Annotated in this window: 23 protein-coding genes; 8 read left to right on the top strand and 15 right to left on the bottom strand. The window is 68.4% G+C overall.

The annotated features are described in order from the left end of the window. Positions 1-191: 191 nt before the first annotated feature. Entirely contained in the window at positions 192-1,547 is a 1,356-nt protein-coding gene (locus OG984_RS21075; protein WP_328528142.1) for an MATE family efflux transporter, read from the top strand. Between the two features lie 27 nt (positions 1,548-1,574). Here OG984_RS21075 and OG984_RS21070 read toward each other — a convergent pair whose 3' ends face one another. Then, on the bottom strand, positions 1,575-2,246 hold the full coding sequence (locus OG984_RS21070; protein ID WP_328528141.1) for a hypothetical protein: 672 nt from the start codon (positions 2,244-2,246) through the stop codon (positions 1,575-1,577). Positions 2,247-2,361: 115 nt separating this feature from the next. Continuing rightward, a complete protein-coding gene (locus tag OG984_RS21065) occupies positions 2,362-2,688 on the bottom strand; it encodes a helix-turn-helix domain-containing protein (protein ID WP_328528140.1) in 327 nt (108 codons plus the stop codon). Between the two features lie 148 nt (positions 2,689-2,836). Here OG984_RS21065 and OG984_RS21060 point away from each other — a divergent pair, with 148 nt between their 5' ends. Continuing rightward, positions 2,837-3,412, top strand: coding sequence for a DinB family protein (locus OG984_RS21060; RefSeq protein ID WP_328528139.1), 576 nt, complete (start codon positions 2,837-2,839; stop codon positions 3,410-3,412). A 61-nt stretch (positions 3,413-3,473) separates the two neighbouring features. Here OG984_RS21060 and rplI read toward each other — a convergent pair whose 3' ends face one another. The 7 genes from rplI to OG984_RS21025 all read right to left on the bottom strand — a co-directional run bounded on the left by rplI (position 3,474) and on the right by OG984_RS21025 (position 9,160). Further along, positions 3,474-3,926, bottom strand: coding sequence for a 50S ribosomal protein L9 (gene rplI, locus OG984_RS21055; protein WP_328528138.1), 453 nt, complete (start codon positions 3,924-3,926; stop codon positions 3,474-3,476). An 11-nt stretch (positions 3,927-3,937) separates the two neighbouring features. Further along, positions 3,938-4,174 carry a 30S ribosomal protein S18 gene (gene rpsR, locus OG984_RS21050; RefSeq protein WP_008355445.1) on the bottom strand — a complete coding sequence of 79 codons (237 nt, stop codon included), beginning with the start codon at positions 4,172-4,174 and terminating at the stop codon, positions 3,938-3,940. 71 nt (positions 4,175-4,245) lie between these two features. Continuing rightward, positions 4,246-4,833 (bottom strand): single-stranded DNA-binding protein, encoded by a 588-nt coding sequence (locus OG984_RS21045; RefSeq protein WP_328528137.1) that lies wholly within the window; start codon positions 4,831-4,833, stop codon positions 4,246-4,248. A gap of 124 nt (positions 4,834-4,957) precedes the next feature. Continuing rightward, positions 4,958-5,245 carry a 30S ribosomal protein S6 gene (rpsF, locus tag OG984_RS21040; RefSeq protein WP_008355448.1) on the bottom strand — a complete coding sequence of 96 codons (288 nt, stop codon included), beginning with the start codon at positions 5,243-5,245 and terminating at the stop codon, positions 4,958-4,960. A 103-nt stretch (positions 5,246-5,348) separates the two neighbouring features. Beyond that, positions 5,349-8,597, bottom strand: a complete 3,249-nt coding sequence (locus OG984_RS21035) for a heavy metal translocating P-type ATPase (protein WP_328528136.1) — start codon at positions 8,595-8,597, stop codon at positions 5,349-5,351. Between the two features lie 5 nt (positions 8,598-8,602). Further along, positions 8,603-8,806, bottom strand: coding sequence for a heavy-metal-associated domain-containing protein (locus OG984_RS21030; protein WP_008355452.1), 204 nt, complete (start codon positions 8,804-8,806; stop codon positions 8,603-8,605). Between the two features lie 33 nt (positions 8,807-8,839). Beyond that, a complete protein-coding gene (locus OG984_RS21025) occupies positions 8,840-9,160 on the bottom strand; it encodes a metal-sensitive transcriptional regulator (protein WP_328528135.1) in 321 nt (106 codons plus the stop codon). 75 nt (positions 9,161-9,235) lie between these two features. Here OG984_RS21025 and OG984_RS21020 point away from each other — a divergent pair, with 75 nt between their 5' ends. Together OG984_RS21020 and OG984_RS21015 are read left to right on the top strand one after the other, a co-directional pair. Continuing rightward, the gene (locus OG984_RS21020) at positions 9,236-10,030 is read left to right on the top strand and encodes a deoxyribonuclease IV (RefSeq protein ID WP_328528134.1); all 795 of its coding nucleotides are present in this window, start codon (positions 9,236-9,238) and stop codon (positions 10,028-10,030) included. 203 nt (positions 10,031-10,233) lie between these two features. Beyond that, positions 10,234-12,291, top strand: coding sequence for an acyltransferase family protein (locus OG984_RS21015; RefSeq protein WP_328528133.1), 2,058 nt, complete (start codon positions 10,234-10,236; stop codon positions 12,289-12,291). 349 nt (positions 12,292-12,640) lie between these two features. Here OG984_RS21015 and OG984_RS21010 read toward each other — a convergent pair whose 3' ends face one another. The 4 genes from OG984_RS21010 to OG984_RS20995 form a co-directional block, all read right to left on the bottom strand. Further along, complete coding sequence (locus tag OG984_RS21010; protein ID WP_328528132.1) at positions 12,641-15,136, bottom strand: CHAT domain-containing protein; 2,496 nt, start codon at positions 15,134-15,136, stop codon at positions 12,641-12,643. Then, positions 15,091-16,020, bottom strand: a complete 930-nt coding sequence (locus OG984_RS21005) for a S8 family peptidase (RefSeq protein ID WP_328528131.1) — start codon at positions 16,018-16,020, stop codon at positions 15,091-15,093. Before OG984_RS21005 ends, OG984_RS21010 begins: the two co-directional genes overlap by 46 nt. 625 nt (positions 16,021-16,645) lie before the next feature. Then, positions 16,646-17,053: a hypothetical protein gene (locus OG984_RS21000; RefSeq protein WP_328528130.1), complete on the bottom strand. Its 408-nt coding sequence runs from the start codon at positions 17,051-17,053 to the stop codon at positions 16,646-16,648. A gap of 98 nt (positions 17,054-17,151) precedes the next feature. Beyond that, positions 17,152-17,751: an RNA polymerase sigma factor gene (locus OG984_RS20995; protein ID WP_328528129.1), complete on the bottom strand. Its 600-nt coding sequence runs from the start codon at positions 17,749-17,751 to the stop codon at positions 17,152-17,154. 293 nt (positions 17,752-18,044) lie between these two features. Here OG984_RS20995 and OG984_RS20990 point away from each other — a divergent pair, with 293 nt between their 5' ends. After that, on the top strand, positions 18,045-19,208 hold the full coding sequence (locus OG984_RS20990) for a lipid II:glycine glycyltransferase FemX (protein ID WP_328528128.1): 1,164 nt from the start codon (positions 18,045-18,047) through the stop codon (positions 19,206-19,208). Then, on the top strand, positions 19,208-20,260 hold the full coding sequence (locus OG984_RS20985; protein WP_328528127.1) for an alanine racemase: 1,053 nt from the start codon (positions 19,208-19,210) through the stop codon (positions 20,258-20,260). Before OG984_RS20990 ends, OG984_RS20985 begins: the two co-directional genes overlap by 1 nt. On the opposite strand, the gene OG984_RS20980 is transcribed toward OG984_RS20985, so the two are convergent. Beyond that, a complete protein-coding gene (locus OG984_RS20980; protein ID WP_328528126.1) occupies positions 20,218-21,663 on the bottom strand; it encodes a glycosyltransferase family 87 protein in 1,446 nt (481 codons plus the stop codon). The two genes, OG984_RS20985 and OG984_RS20980, sit on opposite strands and share 43 nt — an antisense overlap. Positions 21,664-21,674: 11 nt before the next feature. Further along, positions 21,675-24,230 carry a transglycosylase domain-containing protein gene (locus OG984_RS20975; RefSeq protein WP_328528125.1) on the bottom strand — a complete coding sequence of 852 codons (2,556 nt, stop codon included), beginning with the start codon at positions 24,228-24,230 and terminating at the stop codon, positions 21,675-21,677. Positions 24,231-24,782: 552 nt separating this feature from the next. Here OG984_RS20975 and OG984_RS20970 point away from each other — a divergent pair. Next, positions 24,783-25,436, top strand: coding sequence for a PadR family transcriptional regulator (locus OG984_RS20970; protein WP_328528124.1), 654 nt, complete (start codon positions 24,783-24,785; stop codon positions 25,434-25,436). Between the two features lie 43 nt (positions 25,437-25,479). Next, positions 25,480-26,562: an inositol-3-phosphate synthase gene (locus tag OG984_RS20965; RefSeq protein ID WP_328528123.1), complete on the top strand. Its 1,083-nt coding sequence runs from the start codon at positions 25,480-25,482 to the stop codon at positions 26,560-26,562. The last annotated feature ends 21 nt before the right edge of the window (positions 26,563-26,583 follow it).

Genomic DNA, 26,583 nt, shown 5'->3' with positions numbered 1-26,583 from the left:
GCACTCTGACCTGCGATTTCGTAGTTCACGTCCTGTGGACGGAAGAAAGTACGCAGCGCATCCGGATTTACCCCCAGGATCGTCGTTCCACGTCAGGCGTTTTGTCGACATAGCGCCGCAACGACGTTTTCCACAGGTTTTCCACCTGCCCTGAACAACGCTTCACGCCGACGGTGTTTAACCTTGAGACCGTGACGACCCCGGCGGATGCGACGAGCTACTCGAAGACCGACCGCCGAGGCCTCGACAAGGAGATCTGGCGGCTCGCGATCCCGGCCTTCCTGGCGCTCGTCGCCGAGCCGCTCTTCCTACTCGCGGACTCCGCGATCGTCGGCCACCTCGGCACCCGCGAGCTCGCCGGCCTCGGCGTCGCCGGCGTGGTGCTCCAGACGATCGTCGGTCTCTGCGTCTTCCTCGCGTACGGCACCACAGCATCCGTCGCCCGCCGGATCGGCGCCGGCGACACCGCCGGTGCGCTCCGGCAGGGGATCGACGGGATCTGGCTCGCCGTCATCATCGGGATCGTCGTGACCGTCCCGGTGATGGTTCTGGCCGAGCCCCTCAGCCGGGCGATCGGCGCCGGCGACGCCGTGGTCGGCCCGGCCACGACCTACCTCCGGATCGCCGTCCTCGGCGTGACGCCGCTGCTGATGATGCTCGCCGCGACCGGCGTGCTCCGCGGGCTCCAGGACACCAGGACGCCGCTGGTCGCGGCAGTCGTCGCCAACGTACTCAACATCGTGCTCAACCTCGCGCTCGTCTACGGCGCCGGCCTGGGGATCGCGGGTTCGGCGATCGGCTCGGTGATCGCGCAGGTGCTGGCGGCCGGCATGCTGACCTACGTCGTGGTGCGCGCCGCCCGCGCCGAGTCGGTGCCGCTGCGACCGGATGCGCCCGGGATCCGCGCCGCCGCCCGCGCCGGTGTGGCCCTCGTCGTGCGCACGCTGACGTTGCGCGTCGCGCTCCTGGTCACGACGTACGCCGTCACCCATCTCACCGTCGGCGACCAGGCCGTCGGGCTGGCGACCCATCAGATCGCCTTCACCCTGTGGACGTTCCTGGCGTTCGTGCTCGATGCGATCGCGATCGCCGCGCAGGCGCTGACCGGGCGGTCGCTGGGGGCTGGAGATACCCAGGAGACCCGGGCCATCACGGCCCGGATGGTGTGGTGGGGCGTCGTGATCGGGGTCGCTGTCGGCGTACTTCTGGCTGCTCTCTCGCCCGTCCTCGGGGCGCTCTTCACCGAGGACCGGGCGGTGCGCGACCTGCTGGTGCCGGTGTTGATCGTGGCGGCCGTCGCTCAACCCGTCGCGGGTGTGGTCTTCGTGCTCGACGGGGTGCTGATCGGCGCCGGCGACGGGCGCTACCTGGCCTGGGGCGGGATCTGGACCCTGGTCGCCTATGTCCCGCTGGTCGCCCTGGCGGTCGCGCTGGGCGGTGGGCTGGTGTGGGTGTGGATCACCTTCGCGATCGGCTTCATGGGCGCCCGCTTCGTCGTGCTGACGCTCCGCGCGCGCAGCGACCACTGGCTGGTCACCGGCGTCTGAGCCGACGGTGACCAGCCAGTCCTGGCATCAGGGGTTGCTGGTGACCTGGATCGGGTTGTTGACCGCGTCGGTCGCGTTCACGGTGTAGGTCGCCGCGAAGGAGACCTGGTCGCCGTTGGAGATCCCGGCGATACCGCACAGGAAGCCGGACACGTTGGACAGCGTCAGGGTGGGCTCGCTGCCGCTGAGGGTGAGCGTGCCCGACGAGGCGCCGTTCGTGTAGGCGCCGGCCACCGAGCCGGACGCGTCGAACGAGCAGCCGGAGCCGCTGACCCTGGCCACGATCCCGCTGATGCTGCCGGCGGTGGAGCCGTTCGCGTCGGTGTCACCGGTGGCGTCGAGCGACCAGGTGCCCGACCCGGTGACCGTGAAGTCGATCCCCGCGGGGCCGGTGCAGTCGGTGAAGGAGACGCTGGATCCGTCGAGCGCGGCGATCCCGGTGCCGCTGATGGCATCGCCCGGGGTCGTGGTGCCCGAGATCGAACTGCCGCTGCAGGTGACCGTGGCACCGGCGGTGACATCGGTGAAGGTGATGCCGCTCCCCTGCGCTCCGAAGGCGACGCTCGACCCGGCGGTTGCGGAGCCGGCGCTGAGGTTGTAGCTCGAGGCGGCGAAGGCTGCTGGGGAGGCGAGGCCGATCGCGGCGACGGCAGCGACCGGTACGACGGTGAATCTGGCCAGCTTGGACATGTTCGACATGACACGCTCCTCTGGTGGTGGGGTCGGCCGAGTGGTCTCGGCCGCCGATCACGCTAGGAGCGGCGCGGCGCGCACGGGCTGGTCCGGACCAGTGACCCGCACTATTTCGTTCATATCAACAACATGTGTCCCGGTTACCTCTCGCCCGGCGCCGCTTCGCGTACGCCGCCTCCGCCCGCCACCGCGGCAACGCCGACCGCAACGCCCGCATCATCGCCAGCCTCGCGGCCGGATCGTGCAGGTCCGGCCCGAGGAGCTCGCGGAGGAGACGTACGCGGTAGGCGGCCGTCGACGGCGGCAGCTTCATCCGCACCGCCACGTCGGCGGGCCGGTCGACGCCGTTGTGCAGCATGACCTCGAGCGTCTCCCCGAGAATCCACCTGGAGTGCGGCTTGACCTCCTCGAGCTTTCCCAGCACGGCGCGGTTGTCATCGGTCAACATGGGGGACCTCCCGAATGGCCGCCAGCGGATCCCCGGCGATCCGCAAGAGAACAGGTTATAGAGCCGCCTCGTGTTTCGATGAGGTTTCGAGACAACCGGTCCCACATACTCGGTTGCGCCGGATCCCGCTTGGCGCGAAGGTCGGCACATGCCCGCTGATCCGAAGAGCACCTTGAAGACCTACATCGACGCGCGCCGCGAGGCGCTGATCTCCAAGGTCGAGGACCTGTCGGAGCGAGAGGCCCGGCTGCCTCGTACGCCGACCGGCACCAACCTGATCGGCATCATCAAGCACGTCATCGGGGTCGAGGCCGTCTACCTGGGGTCAACGTTCGATCGTCCCTATCCGCATCCCGAGGAGCTGATCTCGGGCGAGGACTTCGAGGTCGACCCGCAGGCGGACTGGTACGCCACCGAGAACGAGACGGTCGCAGGGATCATCGAGCGCTACCGTCGCGTCATCGCCCACGGGAACGAGACGATCGACGCGCTGCCGATCGACGCCGTCGGCCACGTGCCGCACTGGGGCGGCGAGGAGGTCACCCTGCACCAGATGCTGGTGCACCTCTTCGCCGATCTCGCCGGCCACTGCGGCCAGGCCGACATCCTCCGTGAGGAGGTCGACGGCGCCGTCGGTTGGCGCAAGCCGGGTGACAACATCCCGTCGGAGTACGACTGGCCGGGGTACGTCGCCAAGCTGACCGAGATCGCGAACAAGTTCTGAGCCGAGGCGAAAACGAACAGGCCCGCCTCCCGAAGGAGGCGGGCCTGTGTGAATCCCTAGATCAAGCGGGGACCACGTTGAGGGCCAGCTTGGCGGACACCTCGTCGTGGAGCTTGACGGAGACCTCGTGGGCACCGAGGGACTTGATCGGGTTGCCCAGCGCGATGGTGCGCTTGTCGATCGACTCGCCGGTGGTCTCGGAGACCGCGGAGGCGATGTCGGCGGCGGTGATGGCGCCGTAGAGGCGGCCGTCCTTGCCGGCGCGGACCTTCACGTTGACCGTGCTGGCCTCGAGCTTGCCCTTGATCTCGGCGGCGTGAGCCTCGTCGCGCACGGAGCGAGCCGAGCGCGCAGCCTTGATCGACTCGACCTGCGACTCGGCGCCGCGGGTCCAGCGGATGGCGTCGCCACGCGGGATCAGGTAGTTGCGGGCGTAGCCGTCCTTGACCTCGACGACGTCACCGGCGGAACCGAGCCCGGTGACCTCCTGCTGAAGGATGATCTTGGTAGCCATGTCGATCCTCCTCAGCGACCGGTGGAGGTGTAGGGCAGCAGAGCGACCTCGCGCGCGTTCTTGACGGCGATGGCCACGTCGCGCTGGTGCTGGACGCAGTTGCCGGTCACGCGGCGGGCGCGGATCTTGCCGCGGTCGGAGATGAACTTACGGAGGAGGGTGGCGTCCTTGTAGTCGACACCGGTCGCCTTCTCCTTGCAGAACTGGCAAACCTTCTTCTTAGGCTTGCGAATCACTGCCTTGGCCATTGTGGTGCTTCCTTTCTAGAAGCCCGGCATGCGCCGGAATGGTTGAGGGATTCGGAATGTGGATCTGTTGATCAGAAGGGAGGCTCGTCGTTGCCCACGCCCGGGGTCGCCCACGGGTCGTTGGCCGGCGCGCCGCCGCCCGCGTTGGCGGGCTGCTGCGGAGCCGGCGAGGCCCACGGGTCGTTGCCGGCCGGGGCCTGCTGGCCACCACCCTGGGGGCCGCCGTAGCCGCCGCCCTGGTTGTAGCCACCGCCCTGGTTGTAACCGCCGCCGCCACCCTGGCCGCCGGACTGCCGGCTGGCCTTGGTGACCTTGGCGGTCGCGTAGCGGAGCGAGGGGCCGATCTCGTCGCACTCGAGCTCGAAGACAGTGCGCTTCTCGCCCTCACGCGTCTCGTAGGACCTCGACTTCAGGCGACCCTGAGCGACGACACGCATGCCGCGCTGCAGGGACTCGGCGACGTTCTCAGCAGCCTGGCGCCAGATCGAGCAGCGCAGGAAGAGGGTCTCCCCGTCCTCCCACGAGTTGGTCTGCCGGTTGAAGCTGCTGGGCGTCGAAGCGATCGTGAAGTTGGCAACGGCCGCACCCGACGGAGTGAAGCGAAGCTCCGGGTCGTCGGTGAGGTTGCCGATCACGGTGATGACGGTGTCGCCTGCCATGAGATCTCCCTTGAGTCTGATCTGGGTGTCGGTGTCGGTTCAGGAGTTCCAAATAAATGTGAACTGGCCGTGTGGGTCCAAACATAGGACCCGGCACCGACAATTACCGACGGTGACATCCGCGTCACTTGGACGGGCGGATGACCTTCGTACGCAGGATCTGCTCGTTGAGGCCAAGCTGGCGGTCGAGCTCCAGAACGGTCTTGGGCTCGGCGGTCAGGTTGACGACGGCGTAGATGCCCTCGGCGTTCTTGTTGACCTCGTAGGCCAGACGACGACGTCCCCAGACGTCAACGTTCTCGACGGTGCCACCATCGTTGGTGACGACCTTCAGGAACTTGTCAAGGGTCGGGGCGACGGTGCGCTCATCGAGGCTGGGCTCGAGGATCACCATTACTTCATAGGCGCGCATAGCGTTCTCCACCTCCTACGGACTCGGCGGCCATGGTCTCTCCATGGCAGGAGGGCTGATGCGATGTCCCATCTCCGTCTGTGGAGAGGGACGCGTCAGCGTATCAACCAGCGGAACCCGTGGCCGAATCCACGGCCTCGACCGTGAACGGCACCGTGATCACCTCGCCGTCGCCGAGCCGGAACTGGGCCCACAGGCGGTAGAGACCGGCCTTCGGTACGTCCAGGTGCAGCCCGAGCTCGGGACCGAAGGTGGCCCCGGGGACCGCCAGCTCGTCGCCTTCGGCGTGACCGTGCACGAACGTCTCGCCGTCCGCGCCCATGACCACCACGTGTCCAGCCGCACCGAGGTACGGCTGTAGATCGTCGACAATCTTCCCGTTGTTGTCTTCGAAGCGGAAGTGCAGGTCGCTCTGCTGGTCAGCGACCAGCGTGCCTTCGAGGGTGACGGTGAGATTGTCGACAGTCGACGATCGCGGGCTCGGCTCGAGCGGGACGGCCGGAGGCTGCGTACCGTCGATGGTGAGCTGCTGGCGGTCGAGCACGTCCGCCATGTCGGCCCGCCGGCGGAACTCGGTGTCGACCCGGTAGGTGCCACCGGCGGGGAAGGTCACGTCGGTCTCGAGCTCACCCGGCCGACCGGTCGGCTCGGCGTGCAGGTGACGGAACCAGGAGAGGTCCGCGCTGGTCACGATGACGTGCATCCATGCCTGGTGGGTGCGACCGAGGTCGGTCACCGGCTCGCCGGTGCCGGCATCCGTCACCAGGAACCGGAGCCCGCCCTCGCGCCGGGTGATCGCCACGTCGATGCCCGACTCGTCGGAGGCGACGGGGGCGATGTCGACCTCGTGCATCTCCGTCATCGACGGCCGCATCGGGCTCATCCCCTGCGCCCACTCCAGGATCCCGTTCATCCCGCGCTGCGCCGGCTCGGTGCGCGACAGATAGGTCAGCGCGGCCCCGATCGAGAGCGCCACCACCGCTGTGACCAGCAGATATCCGCCGTCGCGAGCCTTGGTGAGGAAGCCGCGGCCGGCGTACGCCTCGGGGGTCTCGGGACGCCGGAAGCCGCGCAGCCGCAGCGCGTTGGTGACCACGCTGACCGAGCTCATCGCCATCGCGGCGCCGGCGAGGACCGGATCGAGCAGGGCGAGGGCGGCGACGGGGATGAGGAGCACGTTGTAGGCGAAGGCCCAGAACAGGCCCTGCTTGATCGTCGCGACCGTGCGGCGGGAGAGCGCCAGCGCGGTCACCACGCCGCGGAGGTCGCCGCCGACCAGGGTGATGTCGGAGGCGGCGAGGGCGACGTCGGTGCCGGTGCCGATCGCGATCCCGACGTCGGCCTGGGCCAGCGCCGGGGCGTCGTTGATCCCGTCGCCGACCATCGCGACGACCTTGCCGTCCTCCTGCAGCTGGTGGATCCGGTCGAGCTTCTGCTCGGGCAGGAGACCACCGGCGGCGTGGCGTACGCCGACCTCGTCGGCCACCTTCGCCACCGTCGTGGCCGCGTCGCCGCTGAGGATGTGCACCTCGACGCCCGACTCCTCGAGCAGGCGGACCGTCTCCCTGGCCTCGTCGCGGACCTGGTCCTCGACCCGGATCGACCCGGCGTACGCCCCGTCGACCGCGACCAGGACCGAGCCGTTGTCGGCGGCCTCGATGCCCTCCTCGGCCAGCATCGCCGAGTTGCCGACGACCACCCGGCGTCCGTCGACAACGGCACTGATCCCGCGTCCCGGATGGGCTTCGAACGCCGAGACGTCGGGCGCGCCGGCCGAGACGTCACGTACGTCGATCGAAAGGTCGCTCGCGCTGACCGAGACGTCACCGAGTGACTTCTCGGCCGACGCGGGTGACGCCTCGGCTCGGGCGCGGAGCGCGGTCGCGAGGGGGTGGTCGCTGCCGGTCTCGGCGGCCGCGGCGATCCGGACCAGGGCGTCCGCGGTCCAACCGGCCGCGGGCACGATCTCGGAGACCTCGGGCTTGCCGTGGGTGATCGTGCCGGTCTTGTCGAAGACGATGGCGGTCACGGAGCGGGCACGCTCCAGGGTCTCGCCCGAGCCGACCAGTACGCCGAGCTCGGCGGCGCGGCCGGCGCCGACCATGACGGCGGCCGGGGTGGCCAGGCCGAGGGCACAGGGGCAGGCGATGATGAGGACCGCGATGGCCGCGGTGACGGCGCTGGTGAGCCGGTCGGCGTCGGGGCCGAGGACCAGCCAGCCGACGAAGGTCAGCGCGGCCACGACCAGGACGGCGGGCACGAACACCTCGGAGACCCGGTCGGCCAGGCGCTGCAGCTTGGTGCCGGAGCCCTGCGCCGACTCGACCATCGCGATGATCTGCGCGAGCGTGGTCTCGGAGCCGACCGCGGTCGCCTCGATCTCGAACGAGCCGGTCTGGTTGATCGTCGCGCCGATGACGATGTCGCCCTCGGCCTTCCGCACCGGGTCGCTCTCGCCGGTGAGCATGGACTCGTCGACGTACGACGCCCCCGCGACGATGCGACCGTCGACCGGGATCTTCTCCCCAGCGCGCACGCGGATCCGGTCGTTGACCTTAAGGTTCGCGACCGGGACGGTGACGTCACGACCGTTGCGGACGACCGTGGCCGCCTCCGGCATCAGCCCGACGAGGGCCTTGACCGCATCGGCCGTACGCGACTTGGCCCGGGCTTCCAGCCAGCGGCCCATCAGCACCAGGGCGATGATGACCAGGGCGGTCTCGAAGTAGAGGTGGAGCGGCAGGCCCCACGCCTCGGCCTGCCCCATCCACAGGGTCACGAAGGCGCTGTAGGCGAAGGCGATGCCGGTGCCGAGCGTGACCAGGGTGTTCATGTCGACGGAGCCGTGGCGCAGGCCACGCACCGCCGCGACGTAGATGTCCCGGCCCGCCCACCACTGGGTGATCGCGGCGACCACGAGCACGATCGACATCACCGGCTCCATGGCGTCGACGGGGAGCGGGACGTACATCAGGGCCATCAGGCCGAGCCCCACCGCCAGGGCCGTGATCCACCGCCGCTTGAGCTGGACGAGCTCTTTCTCGCGGCGTACGTCCCGACCGGCCTCGGACGACGCAGTCTCGTCTTCCAGAGGCTCCTGCGGATTGTCGACAGTCGACGATCGCAGGACCGCCTGATAGCCCGCCTTCTCGATGGCGGCGCTGATCTCGGCGAGGTCGGTGCGGGTGGGATCGAAGTGCACCAGGGCGGTCTCGGTGGCGAGGTTGACGTTGGCGTCCTCGACGCCCTCGACACGGCTGATGGCCTTGGTGACGCGACGCACGCAGCTCGCGCAGGTCATGCCCTCGATCTCGAGCTGCTGCTCCGTGGGGGTGGCGGCGGCGGGGCTCATCGTGATCAGGCCAGCGAGTAGCCGGCCTCTTCGACGGCCGCGCGGATGGCGTCGTCGGAGATCGGCTCGGCGGCGGTGACGGTGACGTTGCCGGAGGCCAGGTCGACGTCGACGTTGCTCACCCCGGCGATCTCGGTGACCTCCTCGGTGACGGAGGCGACGCAGTGGCCACAGGTCATGCCGACGACGGTGAAGTTCTGGGTGCTCATGAGAATCTCTCTAGGTTGTTGGATTGTTGACAATCAGGATCGGACGAGGCGAGCGATGGCAGCTGAGGCCTCGGCGAGCTTCTCGTCGGCCTCGGCGCCACCGTTCTGGACCGCGCCGGCCACGCAGTGACCGATGTGCTCGTCGAGCAGACCGAGAGCGACCGCCTGGAGCGCCTTGGTGGACGCGGAGACCTGGGTGAGGATGTCGATGCAGTAGGCCTCATCCTCGACCATCCGCTGCAGCCCGCGCACCTGACCTTCGATGCGCTTGAGGCGCTTGAGATAGGCCTCTTTGTTCTTGTTGTGGAGGTATCCGTGATCCGCATGGCCTTCGTGCCCGGTGTGCTCGTCCATGTCGGCTACCATACCCCCGTAAGGTATAAAGTCAACCCCACGGAGTTGTCGGTGGCGCGTCCTAGACTGGGGGCCATGGCTGTTGCGATCGGTGCCCATGTAGACCAGACCGACCCCGTCGCCGAGGCGACCGCGCGTGGCGCGAGCCTGGTGCAGTTCTTCCTCGGCGACCCGCAGTCCTACAAGGGCCCGGTCGTGACGTACGCCGAGGGCGCGGCAGCGCTCAAGGCCCGTGCGGAGGAAGCCGGTGTCGATCTCTACGTCCACGCGCCCTACATCATCAACGTCGCGACGACGAACAACCGGATCCGGATCCCGAGCCGCAAGCTCCTCCAGCAGCACATGGACACCGCGGCCGAGGTCGGCGCCAAGGGCCTGATCGTCCACGGCGGTCACGTCAACAAGGACGACGACCCGGCGAAGGGCTTCGACAACTGGCGCAAGGCGATCGAGGCGACCGACATCAAGGTCCCGCTCCTGATCGAGAACACGGCCGGCGGCGACAACGCGATGGCGCGCTACCTCGACCGGATCGCCGGCGTCTGGGAGGCGATCTCCACTGCCGAGGGTGCGGAGGACGTCGGCTTCTGCCTCGACACCTGCCACGCCCACGCCGGCGGCAACCCGCTCGAGACGGTCGTCGAGGACGTCCGCAAGATCACCGGCCGCATCGACCTCGTCCACTGCAACGACTCCCGCGACGAGTTCGACTCCGGCGCCGACCGCCACGCCAACTTCGGCGCCGGCCGCATCGACCCCGACCTGCTCGCGGGCGTGGTCCGCGACGCCGGCGCCCCGGTCATCTGCGAGACCCCGGGCGGCGCGGCGGAGCACACCAGCGACTTCGCCTGGCTCCGCGAGCGACTCTGACCGATTCTCACCGAATCCTCACTTCTGTCAGCCGAGTCATGAGTTCTGGCGGACGAAACGGCACATTCGACCGCCACAACCGAAGATTCGTTCGCCACAACTGCGGTCTCGCCTGCCAAAGGTGAAGATTCGGCTGAGAATCAGACCACCCAGTGGGACCGTCAGCTATGACCCATCAGGGCCATTGACATAGGCTTTTTTGAATGAGTTCGAACTGGCGCGCCGATGTTCAAGGTCTCCGTGCCGTCGCTGTCGGTCTGGTGATCGCAGGACACGCGGGACTCTCCGGGTTCGAGGGTGGGTTCGTCGGAGTCGACGTTTTCTTCGTCCTCTCCGGGTTCCTGATCACCACCCTGCTGCTGCGTGAGACGGACCGCAGCGGCACGGTGAGCATCAGCCAGTTCTACGCCCGCCGCGCCCGCAGGATCCTGCCGGCGGCGACTGCGACGATGCTGGTCGTACTCACCTACAGCGCCATCGTCCTGCCCCAGACGCGCACCGACCAGATCGCCGGCGACGCGGGCTGGGCGGCGGTCTTCCTGGCCAACGTTCACTTCGCCAGCGAGGCCGTTGACTACTTCAACAACGCCGCACCCTCGCCGTTCCAGCACTACTGGTCGCTCTCGGTCGAGGAGCAGTTCTACGTCGTCTGGCCGCTGCTGGTGCTCGCCGTCGCGCTCTGGATCCCGAAGCACCACCGCCGTCGCGCGATCACCGCGCTCGCTGCGCTCGTGGCGGTGGTCAGCCTCGCCTGGTCGCTGCACGCGACCGCCGCCGACCCGACCACGGCCTACTTCTCCACTCCCGCCCGAGCGTTCGAGCTCGCCGCCGGAGCCCTGCTCGCCTGCGTCGCGGGTCGTCTGCAGGTCGCGACCAGCGCGACCCGGGCCGGACGCGTCGCCGCGACGGCGCTCGGCATCGCCGGAGTCGGCACCCTCGTCTACGCCACCGCCAGCTTCAGCGAGGCGACCCACTTCCCGGGCTGGCACGCCCTCGTCCCGGTGCTCGCCACGGTCGCGCTCCTGGTCGCCGGCCCGGCCACCCCGACCGGCTGGCTGCTCTCCCAGCAGCCGCTGCGCTACCTGGGCGACATCTCGTTCAGCCTCTACCTGTGGCACTGGCCGATCCTGATCCTCGCCCCCGAGGCGATCCCCGGCGGCGGCATCCGCCAGCTGCTGATCATGCTGGCGCTCATCCTGGCGGCCTCCGCGGCCAGCTACCACTGGATCGAGATGCCCTTCCAGCGCCACAAGATCCCGCACCTCACCAAGGGCCGGCGCGCGCTCGCCCTGTGGCCCGCCGCCGCTGCCCTCGCGCTGGTCGCGGGCACGAGCTCCCAGGCGTACGCCGGCTACCAGGTCGACGTCGCCAAGGCCAACGCGGAGGAGTGGTTCCAGGAGAACCCCGACGTCCTCGAGACCGACGACAAGCCGGTGACCGGCGTGCTGAAGACGACGATCGAGGCTGCCGAGGAGGGTGCGCCGCTGCCGCCCGAGGCGAAGTTCGACGCCAGCGACTCCTGGGCCGAGCGTGGCGGCTACTGCTACGCCGGCTACGGCGAGACCGAGCTCGACGGCGACTGCGTCTACGGCGACGGCAAGGCGAAGCGCACCGTGGCCGTCGTCGGCGACTCCCACATCGGGATGTGGCTGCCGGCCCTCGACACCCTCGCCGAGCGTCAGCACGTGAAGCTGATCCCGTTCGTGAAGCTCGGTTGCGCTGCGTACGGGGTCAAGCAGAAGTCCTCGAAGATGACCGTCGAGGAGTGCGAGGACTTCCGCAAGTGGACCAACGAGCAGATCGCCGAACTCAACCCCGACACGATCGTCGTCGGCGCCCGCGGCATGCTCGACATGGAGGAACGCGACGGCGTCTCGACCGAGGAGCAGTGGCGTGAGGGCGTACGCGACGGCGTCAGGTCCTTCGAGAAGATCACTCCCGACGTACGCGTCTTCGCCGACGTCCCCGCCGTCGACAACGACCCCGGCGAGTGCCTCTCCGACGCCCGCAACCTCCTCGAGGACTGCGTCGTGAAGGCCGACGGCACCGAGGTCGACTCCAACGCGGTGACCCAGGAGGCGCTCGAGGGCACCGAGGCGGCGTACGTCGACATCGTCGACCTCGTCTGCACAGAGCGCTGCCCGCTCGTCGTCGGCGATGTCGTCACCTACTACGACGACTCCCACATCACCGCGACCTGGGTCGACCGGGTCACCCCCGCGCTCGGCAAGCGCCTCGGCCGCCTGGACCGTTCCGCCTAGAACACATATCAGTTCTGCGCTCGCCGACCATTGCCCTGACGGTGTCGGAGCGGAAGAATTGAAGGTTGCCGGGCGGGGCAGTCACGTCCCCTCACCGCCCCGCCCGGCCCGCGCCCGCGTTTCCGGCCGCCTCAGCGCCGGTGGTCGAGCTTGTCGAGATTCCAAGCCGCACGCGGGTTGGGCATCCCCCTAGTGCCCAACCCGCGCTGCGGCCCCGAAACCGCCTGCCTCCCCCAAGGCGGCGGCGCCAGCGTCCGAACCGAATTCCCCCGAATCTCGGTCCGGACAGCCCCAAGGAGTACGCAGCGGACCGCCTGATACACCGATTTGGGAATCTTTTCTCGACGGGTCAGGAGAAGCAGACGAACGGGGCCGGCGGAGCGTCAGTGGTCGCGGCGGGGAGGGACTCGGCGAGCGCCTCGGCCGGGGCCAGGCCCTTCGCGAGGGCGCCGTGGAGACGACTGAACACCTCGTACGCAGCCTCGTCGGCCACCACAGCAGGCGAGGCGATCACGGCGCGGGCGCCGGCGTGCAGCCAGGCGCCGACCAGGCCGATCAGCTCCTCGCCCCAGCGGATCGTCGATCGTCCGACCTCACAGGCGGAGAGGAGCACGACCTCGGGTACGGCGGAGAGGCCGTCGATGTCGTAGCCGTACCAGGTGCCGTCGGCGAGCTCGAGCCCGGAGAAGAGCGGGTTGTCCGCGGAGTGATGGCCGTGGGCGGCGAGGTGCAGTACGTCGACCTCGGCTGCCAGCGCGGAGACGGCTGCAGCGGTGGCGTCGCTGCCGGTGAGCAGGCGCGCCCCGGACCAGGCGGTGGCGCTCTTGGCCACTTCGTCGGCGGCACGCATGACTCGTGGCCCGGCGACGAAACCGGCGGCTGCGGTGCGCAGCGGGGTGTCGGCGAGGCTCAGCCAGGCGGTGGCGCTCTGGGCGACCGTCACCGGTCGGCCGGTGAACCCGGACAGCAGGGTCCATGGCACCGCCGCCAGCACGGCGGATGGCGTCAGGACGACCGGCCGGTCGCCGATCCGCTCGAGGATCGGAGCGACGAGGAGATCGGAGAGCTGCTGGAGCCGGACGGTCAGGTCGCTGCGTACCGCCACACCCAGGGGTCCCGGAAGATGGGTCGCGGCGACGTCGAGATCCGGCAGCAGGCCGCCCAGGAGGGATCGGAGCGCGGCCTGATCGCCGAGGTCGATCCGGGTGGCTGTTTCGCCGGTCGCGATCACCGCGACCAGGCGGCCGGCCGCCACGACATAGGCAACCAGCGCATGGTCGCCGATGCGTTCATGCAGGTCAGGAAGGGAGATCGGATCCGAGACCTGGCCGGATCCCTTCACTCGCCAGGCCCGCTGACGGATCTGCTCACGCAGCTCGGCCTCACGCTCCGGGGTCACCTCACCGCGGAGCTCGGCCAGGTTGGCGGCGAGCTCCGGATCGGACGGTGGCCGCACCGGCTGGACCCGTGAGGCCAGCATCCGAGATCGCTCCGACCACTCGAAGAGCACGTCGGTCTCGCCCGATTCGACGGCCAGCTCCAGGCCGCGCCTCGCCAGGGTGCGACCGTGGCCGGAGACATTGGTCTGCAGGTCCAGACTGCCGAACGAGCTCTGCCACAGGTGGAAGTCGTCGAGCCCCGACCGGAGCTCGCGTAGCCCGGCCACGGCGCGCCCCGCGGCCACTGCCAGCTCGGCGCGAAGCTCGCGCTCCAGCAGGCGGATGTCGATGGGTGCCTCAGACGGGACCGGACCGATGACACGTCCGCTCGCTGGTCTTGCCGGCAAGCCGGCATCCTCCGCCGAACGAATGCGCGCCAGTCGGGCCTGCATACGTACCCGGAGAGCCGGCCAGCTCAGGCCTTGTTCCTCGAGCGGGCCGGCCAACGCTTCGCCATCCTCGCTCGGATCGACGCGCGCCGTCACCGCGGCTTCGAACGCGACCGCCCGTGCTCGCAGCGCCAGCCCCGTCGCCCTCGCCTCCTCGAACCACACCAGCGCCGAGCGCGCCATCCGCTCCGCCTCGGCCGGGTCGGTCGCGAGCAGGTGCGACGCCAGCGCCAGCTCAACCTCCCCCTGCCGCTGGCGCTGCTTCTTCGATCCGTACGCCTCGGCCGCCTGCCGCAGCATCTCCCCGCCCTGCCGCGTCAGGCCCGCCGCCATCAGCACCTCGGCCCGATCAGCGTCACAGACGGCCTTAACCAAAGGTCCTGCCGCTGCTTGGAGGTCGTAGGACGACTCCATCAGCGAGAGTGCGCCGACCAGATCACCAGAGAGGAAGAGTGCATAGGCCCGATTATGATCAGTTTGAGCAGCTGCCAAGTCGTTGCCAGTCTCCAAGTACTTTGCTGCTGCACTCTGGAAGTCTGCGATCGACGCTGCCACATCGTGTCGGTCCAGATGGACGGTGCCCCGATTGAGATAGGCATCAGCAAGGTCGGCTGGATGATTTTCGAGCGCATCGATCGCGTCCCCGAAGACGACTAACGCCTCGGCCGCTCGACCCGCCCGGCGCAACAACGTCGCCCGCTGTTGAAGTAACGCACCGCGAGTCTCGGCGGCGAGGCCGGCGTAACCCAAGGCTTCGTCGTTCAAGGCGAGGGCTTTGTCGATGTCGGACTCGTCCGCAGCTAGGTAAGCCAGCGTGGATTCTGCGCGGGCCTTCACCTCTGGATCGCCGTCCGCCAGAGCGGCGTCTCTCGCCCGCACAAGCAGGCTGCGCGCCCCCGCCACGTCACCGGAGACTGCCGCAGCAACACCTTGTTGATGCAGTTCCGCAGCTCTACTCATCGATTCATCGCTCAGGTCGGGGGCCTCAGTGGGGTCAACGCTTCGAGGGCTGCCCATGCACGCTTCTTGTCCTGTTGCTTGTCGCCCGGTTGACCATGTTCAAGGAGGCGTTGCGCGATCCGCCCCGCGAGCAGCGGGGCTGCGAACGAAGTGCCACTCCAGAGGCCGAAGCCACCAGAGAAGTCGTCCGGATCGAGGGATGCACGGGTGCGGCCATCGTGTGCGGTTTCAATTGCTGGCTGATAGCCGCCGTCGAATACGGCTGGGAGAGTGCTGACGACACTGGCGCCGACCTCGTGCGCCCTCACCCACGGTCCGGCGTTGCTGAAGATCGCGTCGGTGGCGCCATTGGGGTTCAGCGCGCCGACAGAAACGATCGGAAGCACCTCCGGATCTTGCTCGACCGGACCTTCTCCATTACTCCACGGTCCGAAGGCCGCGGGAAAACTCGGCCGAGTTGTGGCGTCGTTGCCAGCGGAACAGACGACCAACGTGCCGTTCGCGGACAGGTCGGCGAGGATCTCGTACAACGTCGGGTCGAAGAGTTCGTCAGACGGCGTCTCGTGGTAGTAGCTGATCGACAGGCTGAGAACGTCGATCCTGCGGCCGCGAGGGTCACCCTCACGGTAGAGATGGACCAACTCCGCGATCTGAGCAAGCGCGGTAATCCAGTCGGTCTCGGCGACAGACCCCTCAGGCGGCACGATCCGCCACGAATAGATGTCGGCATCAGGACATGCTTGATGGATCAGCCCACTGATGAACGTCCCATGCCCGGCGAAGTCATCGATCACTCCGTCCAACGGACCGACCTGATCCTCATCGACCTCTGAGTTCGGCACAACAGCGGGCCAACCGATCTGGTGATCGCCTAGCCGCACGTCACGCTGCACGAAGTCGAGCCACGGATGCTCCCCGCAACCCGTGTCCAAGATCGCCACGACAGGGCGCACCCCGCCAACCTCCTCGTCGGGACGCCTTGAGGGCGCTGCCCCGACGTACGCCACGGGCTGGCGACCGCCTGTACCTAGCGGGTCGTACCCGTCATCCGGCGTGGGTCGGTTATGGGGAGTAGGTCGGTTATGAGGGGTGGGGCGGTTATGAGGAGTGGGCCTGTTGTGCGGAGTGGGCCGATTGTGCGGATTGGGATTGGTGTCGGGAGTCGGGACGAGTACGTGTTCCAGGCTGATACCTCGGGTCCCGTCATTGGACTCGGCTCGAAGCATCTGCAGAACGGTCCAGGCGTCAGGCGCTTGGACGGCTTTGCCCGGACGAACACCCAACCGCACTCGACGCACTCCGAACCGCAGGTCGCGCGCACACTCCGCCTCTTCTTCAGGCTCCGCCCGCCACCCGAGACCCTTGGCAGCCTTGTCGATCCGCTTGAGGGTGTCATCGAAGTCGACCGACTTGGAGATAAGAAGGACAGTCGACGAGTAGACCGTCGAACCGGCGGCGACGCCGTCGACAGCGATCGCGTTCGTGGGGTCGAGGAGTCGCGCCTCGGACCATCCGTAGTCCACTGACAACCGTGGCTCACTCTTGGGATGCACTGTTACTCCTGGATCAGATCTCGAACGTGGGGGTCAGGAAGGCGGCGGAGCCGTCGGCGGGCTCGAAGCGGAGCCGGATGAGGCCGGCGGGCAGCGAGGTGAGCTCGAAGCGGCCCGAGGCTCCGAGGGTGACGGCGACGATCGGCGTACGGACTTCGTCGGCGCGGATGGCGCGGACGGTCATGGGTGAACCGGGGACGACCCAGCCGTCGAGGCGGGCCGTGGTGTCGGTGTCGGAGGCGACACGGACGAGAACATCGACTCCGGACTGCGCGAAGCGCAGGGTGTAGGCGGAGCGGGCGGAGGCGGGGGCCGTGGAGCGCACCCCGGCGGCCTCGGACGACGACTCCACCAGGAGCATCAGCTCCAGGTCGAGCCCGAGCCCAGACTCCTCGGCGGCACCGGCAGCGGCCGCCTGCATCCGGGAGATCAGGCCCCCAGGAACGGGGTCACCAGCAACATAAGCCTGTCGAACCAGACCCAAAAGTTCCTCGCGAGTGGGCTCCTCCGAGCGACCCATCACGACACCCCCTCGTTCTTGAGCGCGTCCCGCAGCTTCCCGAGACAGCGGCCGCGGGTGGGGCCGATGCTGCCGATGGGCATCTGAAGCTCTTCGGCCAGACCGGCGTAGTCGGGTCGGTCGGAGAAGGCGACCACGCGCAGCAGCCGCCGACACCGCTCCGGCAACGACTCCACGGCCGCCCAGATGAGGGAGTTGCGGTCGCCCTCGACGACCAGGGACTCCGCCGAGCGCTGTGTCGGGACGCGGGACTCGAGCGCCTCGTCCTCCACAGGTACGTCACGCCCGGACCGCTTCGCGACCCGCCAGGCCTCACGACGCGTGGTCAGGGTGAGCCAGGCGCCGACGGCCGCGGTGTCGAGGATCGAGGAGTGCTTGCGTACGAAGGTGAGCCAGGTGTTCTGGACGACGTCCTCGGCCTGCTCCTGGGTGAGCCGGTAGGAGCGGGCGACCTGCCACAGGATCGGGGTCATCGTCGCGACCAGCTCGTCGAGGGCGGCGGAGTCGCCGCTGAGCCAGCGGTCGAAGTCGGCCGTCGCCCGGGACCACACGGTCACGGGTGCGTCGGCATGACCGATCCCGCGTCGTACCCGTGTCACAGTCCCCTCCTCGACCGGCGGCCTCCGGTTCGGCGCCGAGCCGGTGGGGGGCCAGATGACCCGCGGACGCGTCATCGTGGTGGTCATAGTTGCTGTCACGGCTACAAGGAGGCCCAGGCCCCAAGCCGTGATACATCTGGTCGCTGACAATAGCGTCTCAACGGCTCGGACTCACTAGGCATCGCGACGATTGTCCTCACATTGGGGGTCGGCCAGCGGGTCACAGACATCGGTCCCGAGCAGCACGAGCACCGGGATTCGGCCCCATCGCCAGAGCGGGTAGCCTTCTGCGGGTGAGTCTCACCGTGCGCCCCATCACCGCTGCGGAGCATCTCGCCTTCATCGAGAAGCAACCCAGCGTGAGCTTCCTCCAAACCCCTTCGTGGGCGCGGGTCAAGACCGAGTGGCGCTCGGAGTCGGTGGGCTGGTTCGACAGCCTGCAGGGCGGTGCCCTCGTCGGTGCCGCGCTGGTGCTGCACCGGCCGGTGCCGAAGCTGGAGCGGTTCACGCTCGCCTACCTGCCGGAGGGTCCGAGCATCGACTGGTCGGGTGACCTCGCTCCGTGGCTGGAGCCGCTGGCGGCGTACCTGAAGAAGAACGGCGCCTTCGGCATCCGGATCGGCCCGCCTGTCACCACGGCCACCTGGGACGCGAGCCAGGTCAAGGACGGCATCGCCGACGACACCGTCCAGCGCCTCAACCAGCTCACCCCGACCCACCGTGACGCCACCGGCGCGCGCGTGGTCTCGCAGCTCAGGGCCGCGGGCTGGCGGCTGCAGAGTCCCGAGGACGGCTTCGGGGCGGGACAGCCGCAGTACAACTTCGTCATCCCGCTGGCCCACCCGGACGGCACCCCGAAGACCGAGGACGAGGTCCTCAAGGGGATGAACCAGCTCTGGCGCCGCAACATCAAGAAGTCGGCCAAGATGGGCGTCGAGGTCTCCGTCGCGACCCCAGTCGACCCGGCGGACGGCGACTTCGAGGGTGACCTGAGCGCCTTCCACGACCTCTACGTCCACACCGCGGCGCGCGACCACTTCACTCCTCGGCAGCGAAGCTACTTCAGCACCATGTTCTGGGCGATGTCGACCGAGGACCCGGAACGCATCAAGCTCTTCCTGGCGCGGCACGAGGGCGACCTGGTCGCCGCCACGATCATGGTCCGCGTCGGACAGCACGCCTGGTACTCCTACGGCGCCTCCTCGACCGAGAAGCGTGACGTACGTGGCTCCAACGCCCTCCAGTGGGCGATGATCCAGGACGCCATGGCCGCCGGCGCGACCACCTACGACCTGCGCGGCATCACCCCGACGCTCTCCACCGACGACTCCCACGTGGGGCTGATCCAGTTCAAGGTCGGCACCGGTGGCCAGGCGGTGGAGTACGCCGGCGAGTGGGACCTGCCGCTGAACAAGCCGATCTACACGGCCTTCGATGTCTACATGAAGAGGCGCTAATGCCACTGAAATTGACCGTTGACGCCGATCGCTGGCGCAAGCACGTCCAGACCTTCGCCGAGGCGACGCCGGGCCTGGTCCCGGTCGCGAAGGGCAACGGCTACGGCCTGACCCTCCGCAAGCTCGCCCACCAGACCGAGTGGCTCACCAGCCTCGGCACCGGCGTCGACACGCTCGCGGTGGGCACCTACAACGAGGTGTGGGAGGTCGCGACCCGGTTCAGCGGGTCGATCTACGTCCTCACCCCGTGGCGTCCCTACTCTCCCGAGATCAACCCGGAGATCGCCGACCGGATCATCCACACGATCAGCCGCCCCGAGGACCTGCCGCTCTTGCTGGAGCGTCAGCCGAACGCGAGGGTGATCCTCGAGCTGGTCACCTCGATGCGCCGCCACGGCATGACGCCGAGCGACCTGTGGCCGACCGCCTCCATCGCCCGCGAGCACGCCCGCTTCGAGGGCGTCACCATGCACTTCGGCCTCGACGGCGGCTCGCTGGCCGAGGTCCGCGCCCAGATGGATGCCGTCGTCGGCGCCGAGGCGAAGACGGTGTGGGTCTCCCACCTGAGCGCCAACGAGCTGGCGCAGCTGCGTGCCGCCTACGGCGACATCACCTTCCGGCCCCGCGTCGGCACCGGGCTGTGGCTCGGCGACCGCGGCGCGCTCACGGTGACCGCGACCGTCGAGGACGTGCACCCGCTGGAGCGGGGCTACTCCTACGGCTACCGCGGCCGCACCGCCATGCGCGCCGGCCACCTGGTGGTCGCCTCCGGCGGCACCGCCCACGGGATCGGCCTCGAAGCGCCGCTGGGCGACACCCACCTGCGCTCGCGCGCCCTCGCGGTCGCCCGCGGTGGACTCGATGCCATGGGTCAGTCGCGCTCGCCCTACACCCTCGACGGCAAGGCGCTCTGGTTCGCCGAGCCGCCGCACATGCAGGAGTCGATGCTCATGCTTCCCTCGGGCGCACGGGTGCCCGAGGTCGGCGAGGAGCTCGAGGTGCGGGTGCGCTACACCGCGACGTCGTTCGACGAGATCATCCTGGAGTCCTGACCCTCCGTAGCGGGCCCGGTCTCGGCCTCCACCGTCGCCTCGGTCCACCGCACCGGGTCGCGCCAGGGCTCGTAGATCTCCCGGACGACGACCACGATCAGATAGATCTCGGCGGCGACGCGGACGAGGATCGCGAACCAGTAGACCGGCTGGTCACCGCCGCTGCTGGCCAGGATGTCGGCGAGATACCACCACACCGCGACGAAGTAGAAGAGCTCACCGGCCTGCCAGATGAGCTGGTCACGCCAGCGAGGCACGGCGAGGACGGCCAGCGGCAGCAGCCACAGGACGTACTGCGGTGAATAGACCTTATTAACCAGGAGAAACCCGGCGACGATCAGGAAGCCGAGCTGCGCCAGCCGAGGCGTCTCGCGGGCGGTCAGCCCGATGATGAGTACGCCGCTGCACCAGGCGATGAAGAAGGCCCAGGAGACGAGGTTGACCGTCTGTGCCGAGATCGCCGCGTCGCTCGCCTGCTGGACGACGAGCCACAGCGAGCCGAGGTCGGGGCCGCGCTCGGAGTTGAAGCTCCAGAAGACCTTCCACTCCTCCAGGCCGGTCGCCATCGCGGGCAGGTTGGCGAGCACCCAGGCGAGGACCGTGGCCAGGGCGGCGACCGCCAGGTCGTAGTAGCGGCGGCGCCGGATGCAGATGACGACCAGCCCGCCGAGCAGGAAGAGCGGGTAGAGCTTGGTCGCACAGCCGAGCCCGATCAGTACGCCGGTCAGCAGCGGCCGGTCCCGCGACCACGCCCACAGTGCACCGGCCACGAAGACCACGGCCAGCATGTCCCAGTTGATGATCCCGGTCGCCGCGAGCACGGGGGCGAGCGCGAACGCGGCCGCGTCCCAGGGCCTTCGGCGATGCGTACGTGCCAGGAACCACGCCGAGAGCAGCGCCGTGACCGCGAAGCCGATCACGTTGACGATGATGAAGACCCGGATCTCGTGGTGCATGCCCGGCAGACCCCAGAAGCTGGAGGTCTCCACGAGATGGCGCTCGTCCTCGTCAGGTGTGTCGGCCAGCCAGTCGGTGACGTGCGAGGTCGCCCAGGCGTAGTAGGAGATGCCGACCGGGTACTCCATCACCTGCTGGTAGCGCGCCCGGACCTCCGGGTCGGAGGAGTAGGGCCACTCGTGCTCGGCCAGGCCGCGGTCGATGTAGAGATACGGCAGGTCGGAGTAGCAGAAGTGGGTGTATCTGGTCTCGCCGTTGGTCCAGGTGGCGTTGTAGCAGGTCTGCTTGGAGACCATCCCGATCGCGAACGTGAGCGACATCAGGAGCAGCAACAGGCCGACCGCGCTGAACCAGCGCCGCCGGCCGTACGCAAGTCCCCCGAGAGGACCGCCCACCGCGGCGGAGGCGGTCCTGACGACCGGATCCTCCGCCGTCGGGGCGGTCACTGGACCATCCGTCACTGAGTGGTGCCCCCCGCGGTGCCTGTGTCGTTGTTGCCGCCGCCATTATTGCCATCGGCAGGCGGCGAGGACGATTCACAGTCGCCGAACCAGTCGCAGGCGGTCTCGGTGACCTCCGGCTCCGTCGACTCGGACTCGTCCGGGGTCGTCCCCTCGCCAGGCTGACCGTCGGTCGCTCCGTCGCTCGGCGACATGCTGGCCGACGGCTCCTCGATCGGGATGCAGAGGCCCTTGCGCTCGTCCTTCTTGGAGCAGTTCTCCGACGGGGTCGGGGTCGGCTCCGGGGTGGCCGTCAGCGACGGCTCGTGACCGTCCTGCGGCGCGACACCGTCCATCCAGGCCGGCTCCGGGAACTCCTCGATATCGAGGTCGTCGGTCAGCGTGCCCATGATCTGGGCCCACGTCTCGGCGGGGTAGCCGGCTCCGAAGTAGGAGTCCAGCCAGCCGTCGAGCTTGCCGGAGCCCTTGCCGCGGACGTACATGACGGCCGTGGACAGCTGCGGCGTGTAGCCGGCGAACCACGCCGAGGAGACGTCGTCGTTCGCGTTGGTCGCGGTGCCGGTCTTTCCGGCGGCCGGCTGGTTGATCACGCCGGCCGTCTGGCCGGTGCCGTTCTTCACGACCTGCTGCAGGGCGTAGGAGGTGTCGTCAGCGGCGTCCTCCGACATCGCCCGCTCCTCGCCGTCACGCTGGTCCCACTCGTAGACGACATCGCCATCCGCGTCGACCACCTTCGAGACGAGGTGGACGGTGTTGCGTACGCCGCCGTTGGCGATGGTCGCGTAGGCGTTGGCCATGTTGATCGGGCTGATCGCCTGACGTCCCAGGGTGAGCAGGTAGTTCTTCGGGTCGAAGTCGATCGAGTAGGCCGGGATCGAGCGGTAGTCGGCCGGCGCGTTCTCGGCGTGCTGCTCGTCCGGCGGCAGGCCGGCCTTGACCGCCATGTCGTAGACGTCCTCGCTGCCGTTGGGCAGCGCGGTCGACATCTGGACGAAGGAGGTGTTGACCGACTCCTCCATCGCCTTGATGCCGGTGATGTGCTCGCCGTAGCCGTGACCGGTCGGGTCCGCGTCGCTCTGGCCCGAGTTGCGGACCACGCGGTCGGTGCCGGGGATCTCCAGACCACCCTCACCGGTCCAGGTGTCCTTGAGCGAGTAGCCCGCCTCGAGAGCCGCGGCGAGGGTGAACGGCTTCATCGTCGATCCGGCCATACCGCCCGAGGCCGCCCAGTTGATCTGGGAGTCGAGGTAGTCCTGGCCGCCGTAGAAGCCCTTGAGAGCGCCGGTCTTCACATCGACCGTCGCAGCACCGACGTGCAGCTCGTTCTCCGGGTGCTTCTCGCTGACCGCCTTCTTGTCGTCGGGACGTACGTCCTTGACGGCCTGCTCCGCGGCCTTCATCGCCTTCGCGCTGAGCGTGGTGGTGACCTTCAGCCCCTTGCTGTCGATCTCCTCCTCGGTGAAGAGCGGCTCGCCGTTCTCGTTCTTGAGGGACTTCAGCTCGTTCTTCACCAGGGTGAGCGCGTGACCCTTCTGACCACCGAGGCGGCTGTCGGCCTTCGGCTTGGGGAACTTGGGCAGCGCCGCCTTCGCCTTCTCGAGAGTGGCCTCGTCGTACTCGCTGAGCGCCTTGCCCTGGCTCTTGAGCTCGGCCATGCCGTTGAGGACGTACTGGTAGCGGCCCAGCAGCTCGGTGCCGCCGGCGTCCGCGCCGGCCTTCTCCGGGTCGAACCCGTTCGGGTTGTTGAGGATCGCGGTGAGCGCCGCGGCCTCCTTGATGTCGAGATCCTGGGCCGACTTGCGGAAGTAGGTCTTCGCCGCGGCCTGGACGCCGTAGGCGCCGCGCCCGAAGTAGACGGTGTTGAGGTAGCCGGTGAGGATCTCGTCCTTCGACTTCTGCCGACTGATCTTGAGCGAGATGACCGCTTCCTTGACCTTGCGGGAGTAGGTGCGCTCCTGGGTCAGGTAGAGGTTCTTGACGTACTGCTGGGTGATCGTCGACGCGCCGCCCTGGCTGCCGGTGGTGGCGTTGGAGAAGAGCGTGCGCGCGATGCCCTTGAGGTCGATGCCGTTGTTCTCGTAGAAGCTGCGGTCCTCGGCCGCCACGGCGGCGTCCTTCACGAGGGCGGGCATCTCGTCCGGCCGCAGCGCGTCGCGGTTCTGGTCGCCGGCCTGGAAGCGGCCGACCTCCTTCTTGCCGTCGGCGTAGTAGACGAAGCTCGACTCGGCCTCGAACGCCGCGTTGGCGCTGGGGATCGAGATCATGTTGTAGGAGACGATCACCGCGGCGCTGCCGATCAGCGCCATCACCAGGGCGAAGATCGCCGCGATCTTGCCGATCCGGACCGCCAGGCCCTTCTTGTCCATCTCGGAGTCGTTGAAGCGGTCCATCGCCGCGCCGAAGGCGGCCTTGGGGTCACGCGGCGGGCGACCGGAACCACCCCGCTCAGGACGGGCGGGGCGCTGACCGAGGCGGTCGACAGGAGGCTCGCCGGGGCGACGCGGGCCCGGGTAGGGCGGCCGCTGACCGGAACGGGGACCGCCGGGAGGCATCGGGCGCTGAGCGCCACGGGGCTGCGGACGACCACCCGAGGGCTGGCCCTGCGAACCACCCTGAGGGCGACGCGGCGCCGGCGGACGGCCTGCCGGACCACCCTGCGGTGGGCGCGGACCGCCCTGGGGTCGTCCTTGCAGCCCACCGGGATTGGATCTACGGGGACTGGCGCTGCGGGGGCTGGGCCTTTGAGAAAAGCCGCCGGATGGGTCGCTCACGGGTGTAGCACTGCTCCTGTGACTGCCCGGCACGTGACCGGACGGGCTGACACTGACAATCCCCCGACGTCGCTGAATCCCCCCGAGGGAATCCCATCAACCTGACGCGCGACGCTGCCGGACATTTCCCCCGGGTGGCTCCTCGGGTCGTTGAACGGCAGCCATCAGCGTACGCAATCGACGCTAGCGCCCCAGCATCCACGCCCAGCGCGCCTCAAGTCACCTGACGTCAACAGTTCGGTGACGGTTGCATCGAAACGCCGTTCCCAGGCGTCATCAGACAAGACTTTGGTCTCTATTTGCCGTCGTAGATATATCGGTACGATAGGTCGTATGGCACGTCGCGCAGAGACGATCGAGTTGGCAGTCCTCGGGCTGCTGCACGAGTCGCCTATGCATGGCTACGAGCTGCGCAAGCGGCTCAACCTGATGCTCGGCTGGGGTCGAGTGCTGTCGTACGGCTCGCTCTACCCCGCCCTGAAGAAGATGCTGCGCAAGCACCTCATCGAGGAGGAGGCGCAGACCGTCACGCCGGTCACCCGGCGGCCGCGGATCGTCTATCAGCTGACGGCTGCCGGGGAGCGTGAGTTCACCCAGCTCATGTCCGAGGTCGGCCCGATGGCCTGGGAGGACGACAACTTCGACATCAGGTTCGCGTTCTTCGGTCGCACCGACATGGAGATCAGGCTGCGCGTCCTCGAAGGGCGTCGCAGCCGGCTCCAGGAGCGGCTCGACCGGGTGCAACGCGAGCTTGCCATGACCCAGAAAGAGGTCGACTCCTACGCCCGCGAGCTACAGCGTCACGGTGTCGAGTCGGTCGAGCGGGAGGTCCGTTGGCTCTCCTCGCTGATCGATGCCGAGCGCAACCCCAAGCCTGCGATCAACGAGCAGGCAGCGGGTCAGGGGGATCTGGGGGATGACGATGGCGTACGCGACGAAGCGGACGTCTCGCGCACAGCGCAGAGCAGCCTAGAGAACGAGAAATGACCTTCTGACCGGTGAACCGGACAGAAGTATGGAAGGAGCCCCGATGGGTTCGGTTCGTGTAGCAATCGCGGGAGTCGGCAACTGCGCCAGCTCCCTGGTCCAGGGTGTGGAGTACTACAGGGACGCCGACCCGGCGGGCAGTGTCCCGGGCCTGATGCACGTCACGTTCGGCGACTACCACGTCTCTGACGTCGAGTTCGTCGCTGCCTTCGACGTCGACGACAAGAAGGTCGGCAAGGACCTCTCCGAGGCGATCAACGCCTCCGAGAACAACACCATCAAGATCGCCGACGTCCCGTTCACGGGCGTCGAGGTGCAGCGTGGTCCCACGCTCGACGGCCTGGGCAAGTACTACAAGCAGACCATCTCCGAGTCGGGCCTCGACCCCGTGGACGTCGTCTCGATCCTTCGCGAGAAGGAGGTCGACGTCCTCGTCTCCTACCTTCCCGTGGGCTCGGAGGAGGCCGACAAGTTCTACGCGCAGTGCGCGATCGACGCGGGCGTCGCCTTCGTCAACGCCCTGCCGGTCTTCATCGCCTCCGACCCGGAGTGGGCCGCGAAGTTCGAGGCCGCCGGCGTCCCGATCGTCGGTGACGACATCAAGTCGCAGGTCGGTGCCACCATCACCCACCGCGTCATGGCCAAGCTGTTCGAGGACCGCGGCGTCGCGCTGGACCGTACGTACCAGCTCAACGTCGGCGGCAACATGGACTTCAAGAACATGCTCGAGCGCGAGCGCCTGGAGTCCAAGAAGGTGTCCAAGACGCAGGCGGTCACCTCCAACCTCAAGGGCGAGCTGGCCGACAAGATCGACGACCGCAACGTGCACATCGGTCCCTCGGACTACGTGCAGTGGCTCGACGACCGCAAGTGGGCGTACGTTCGGCTCGAGGGTCGCGCGTTCGGTGACGTCCCGCTCAACCTGGAGTACAAGCTCGAGGTGTGGGACTCGCCCAACTCCGCCGGCATCATCATCGACGCCGTCCGTGCCGCGAAGATCGCCAAGGACCGCGGCATCGGCGGCCCGATCATCCCGGCCTCGGCCTACCTGATGAAGAGCCCGCCGGTGCAGATCGAGGACACCGAGGGTCGCGCCCAGCTGGAGGCGTTCATCCGCGGCGAGTGATCCTCGCTCGGCCGGTGGTCG

This window comes from Nocardioides sp. NBC_00368, from assembly GCF_036090055.1.
In the GTDB taxonomy this organism is placed as follows: domain Bacteria; phylum Actinomycetota; class Actinomycetes; order Propionibacteriales; family Nocardioidaceae; genus Nocardioides.
This window is presented reverse-complemented; position numbering and strand designations above follow the sequence as displayed.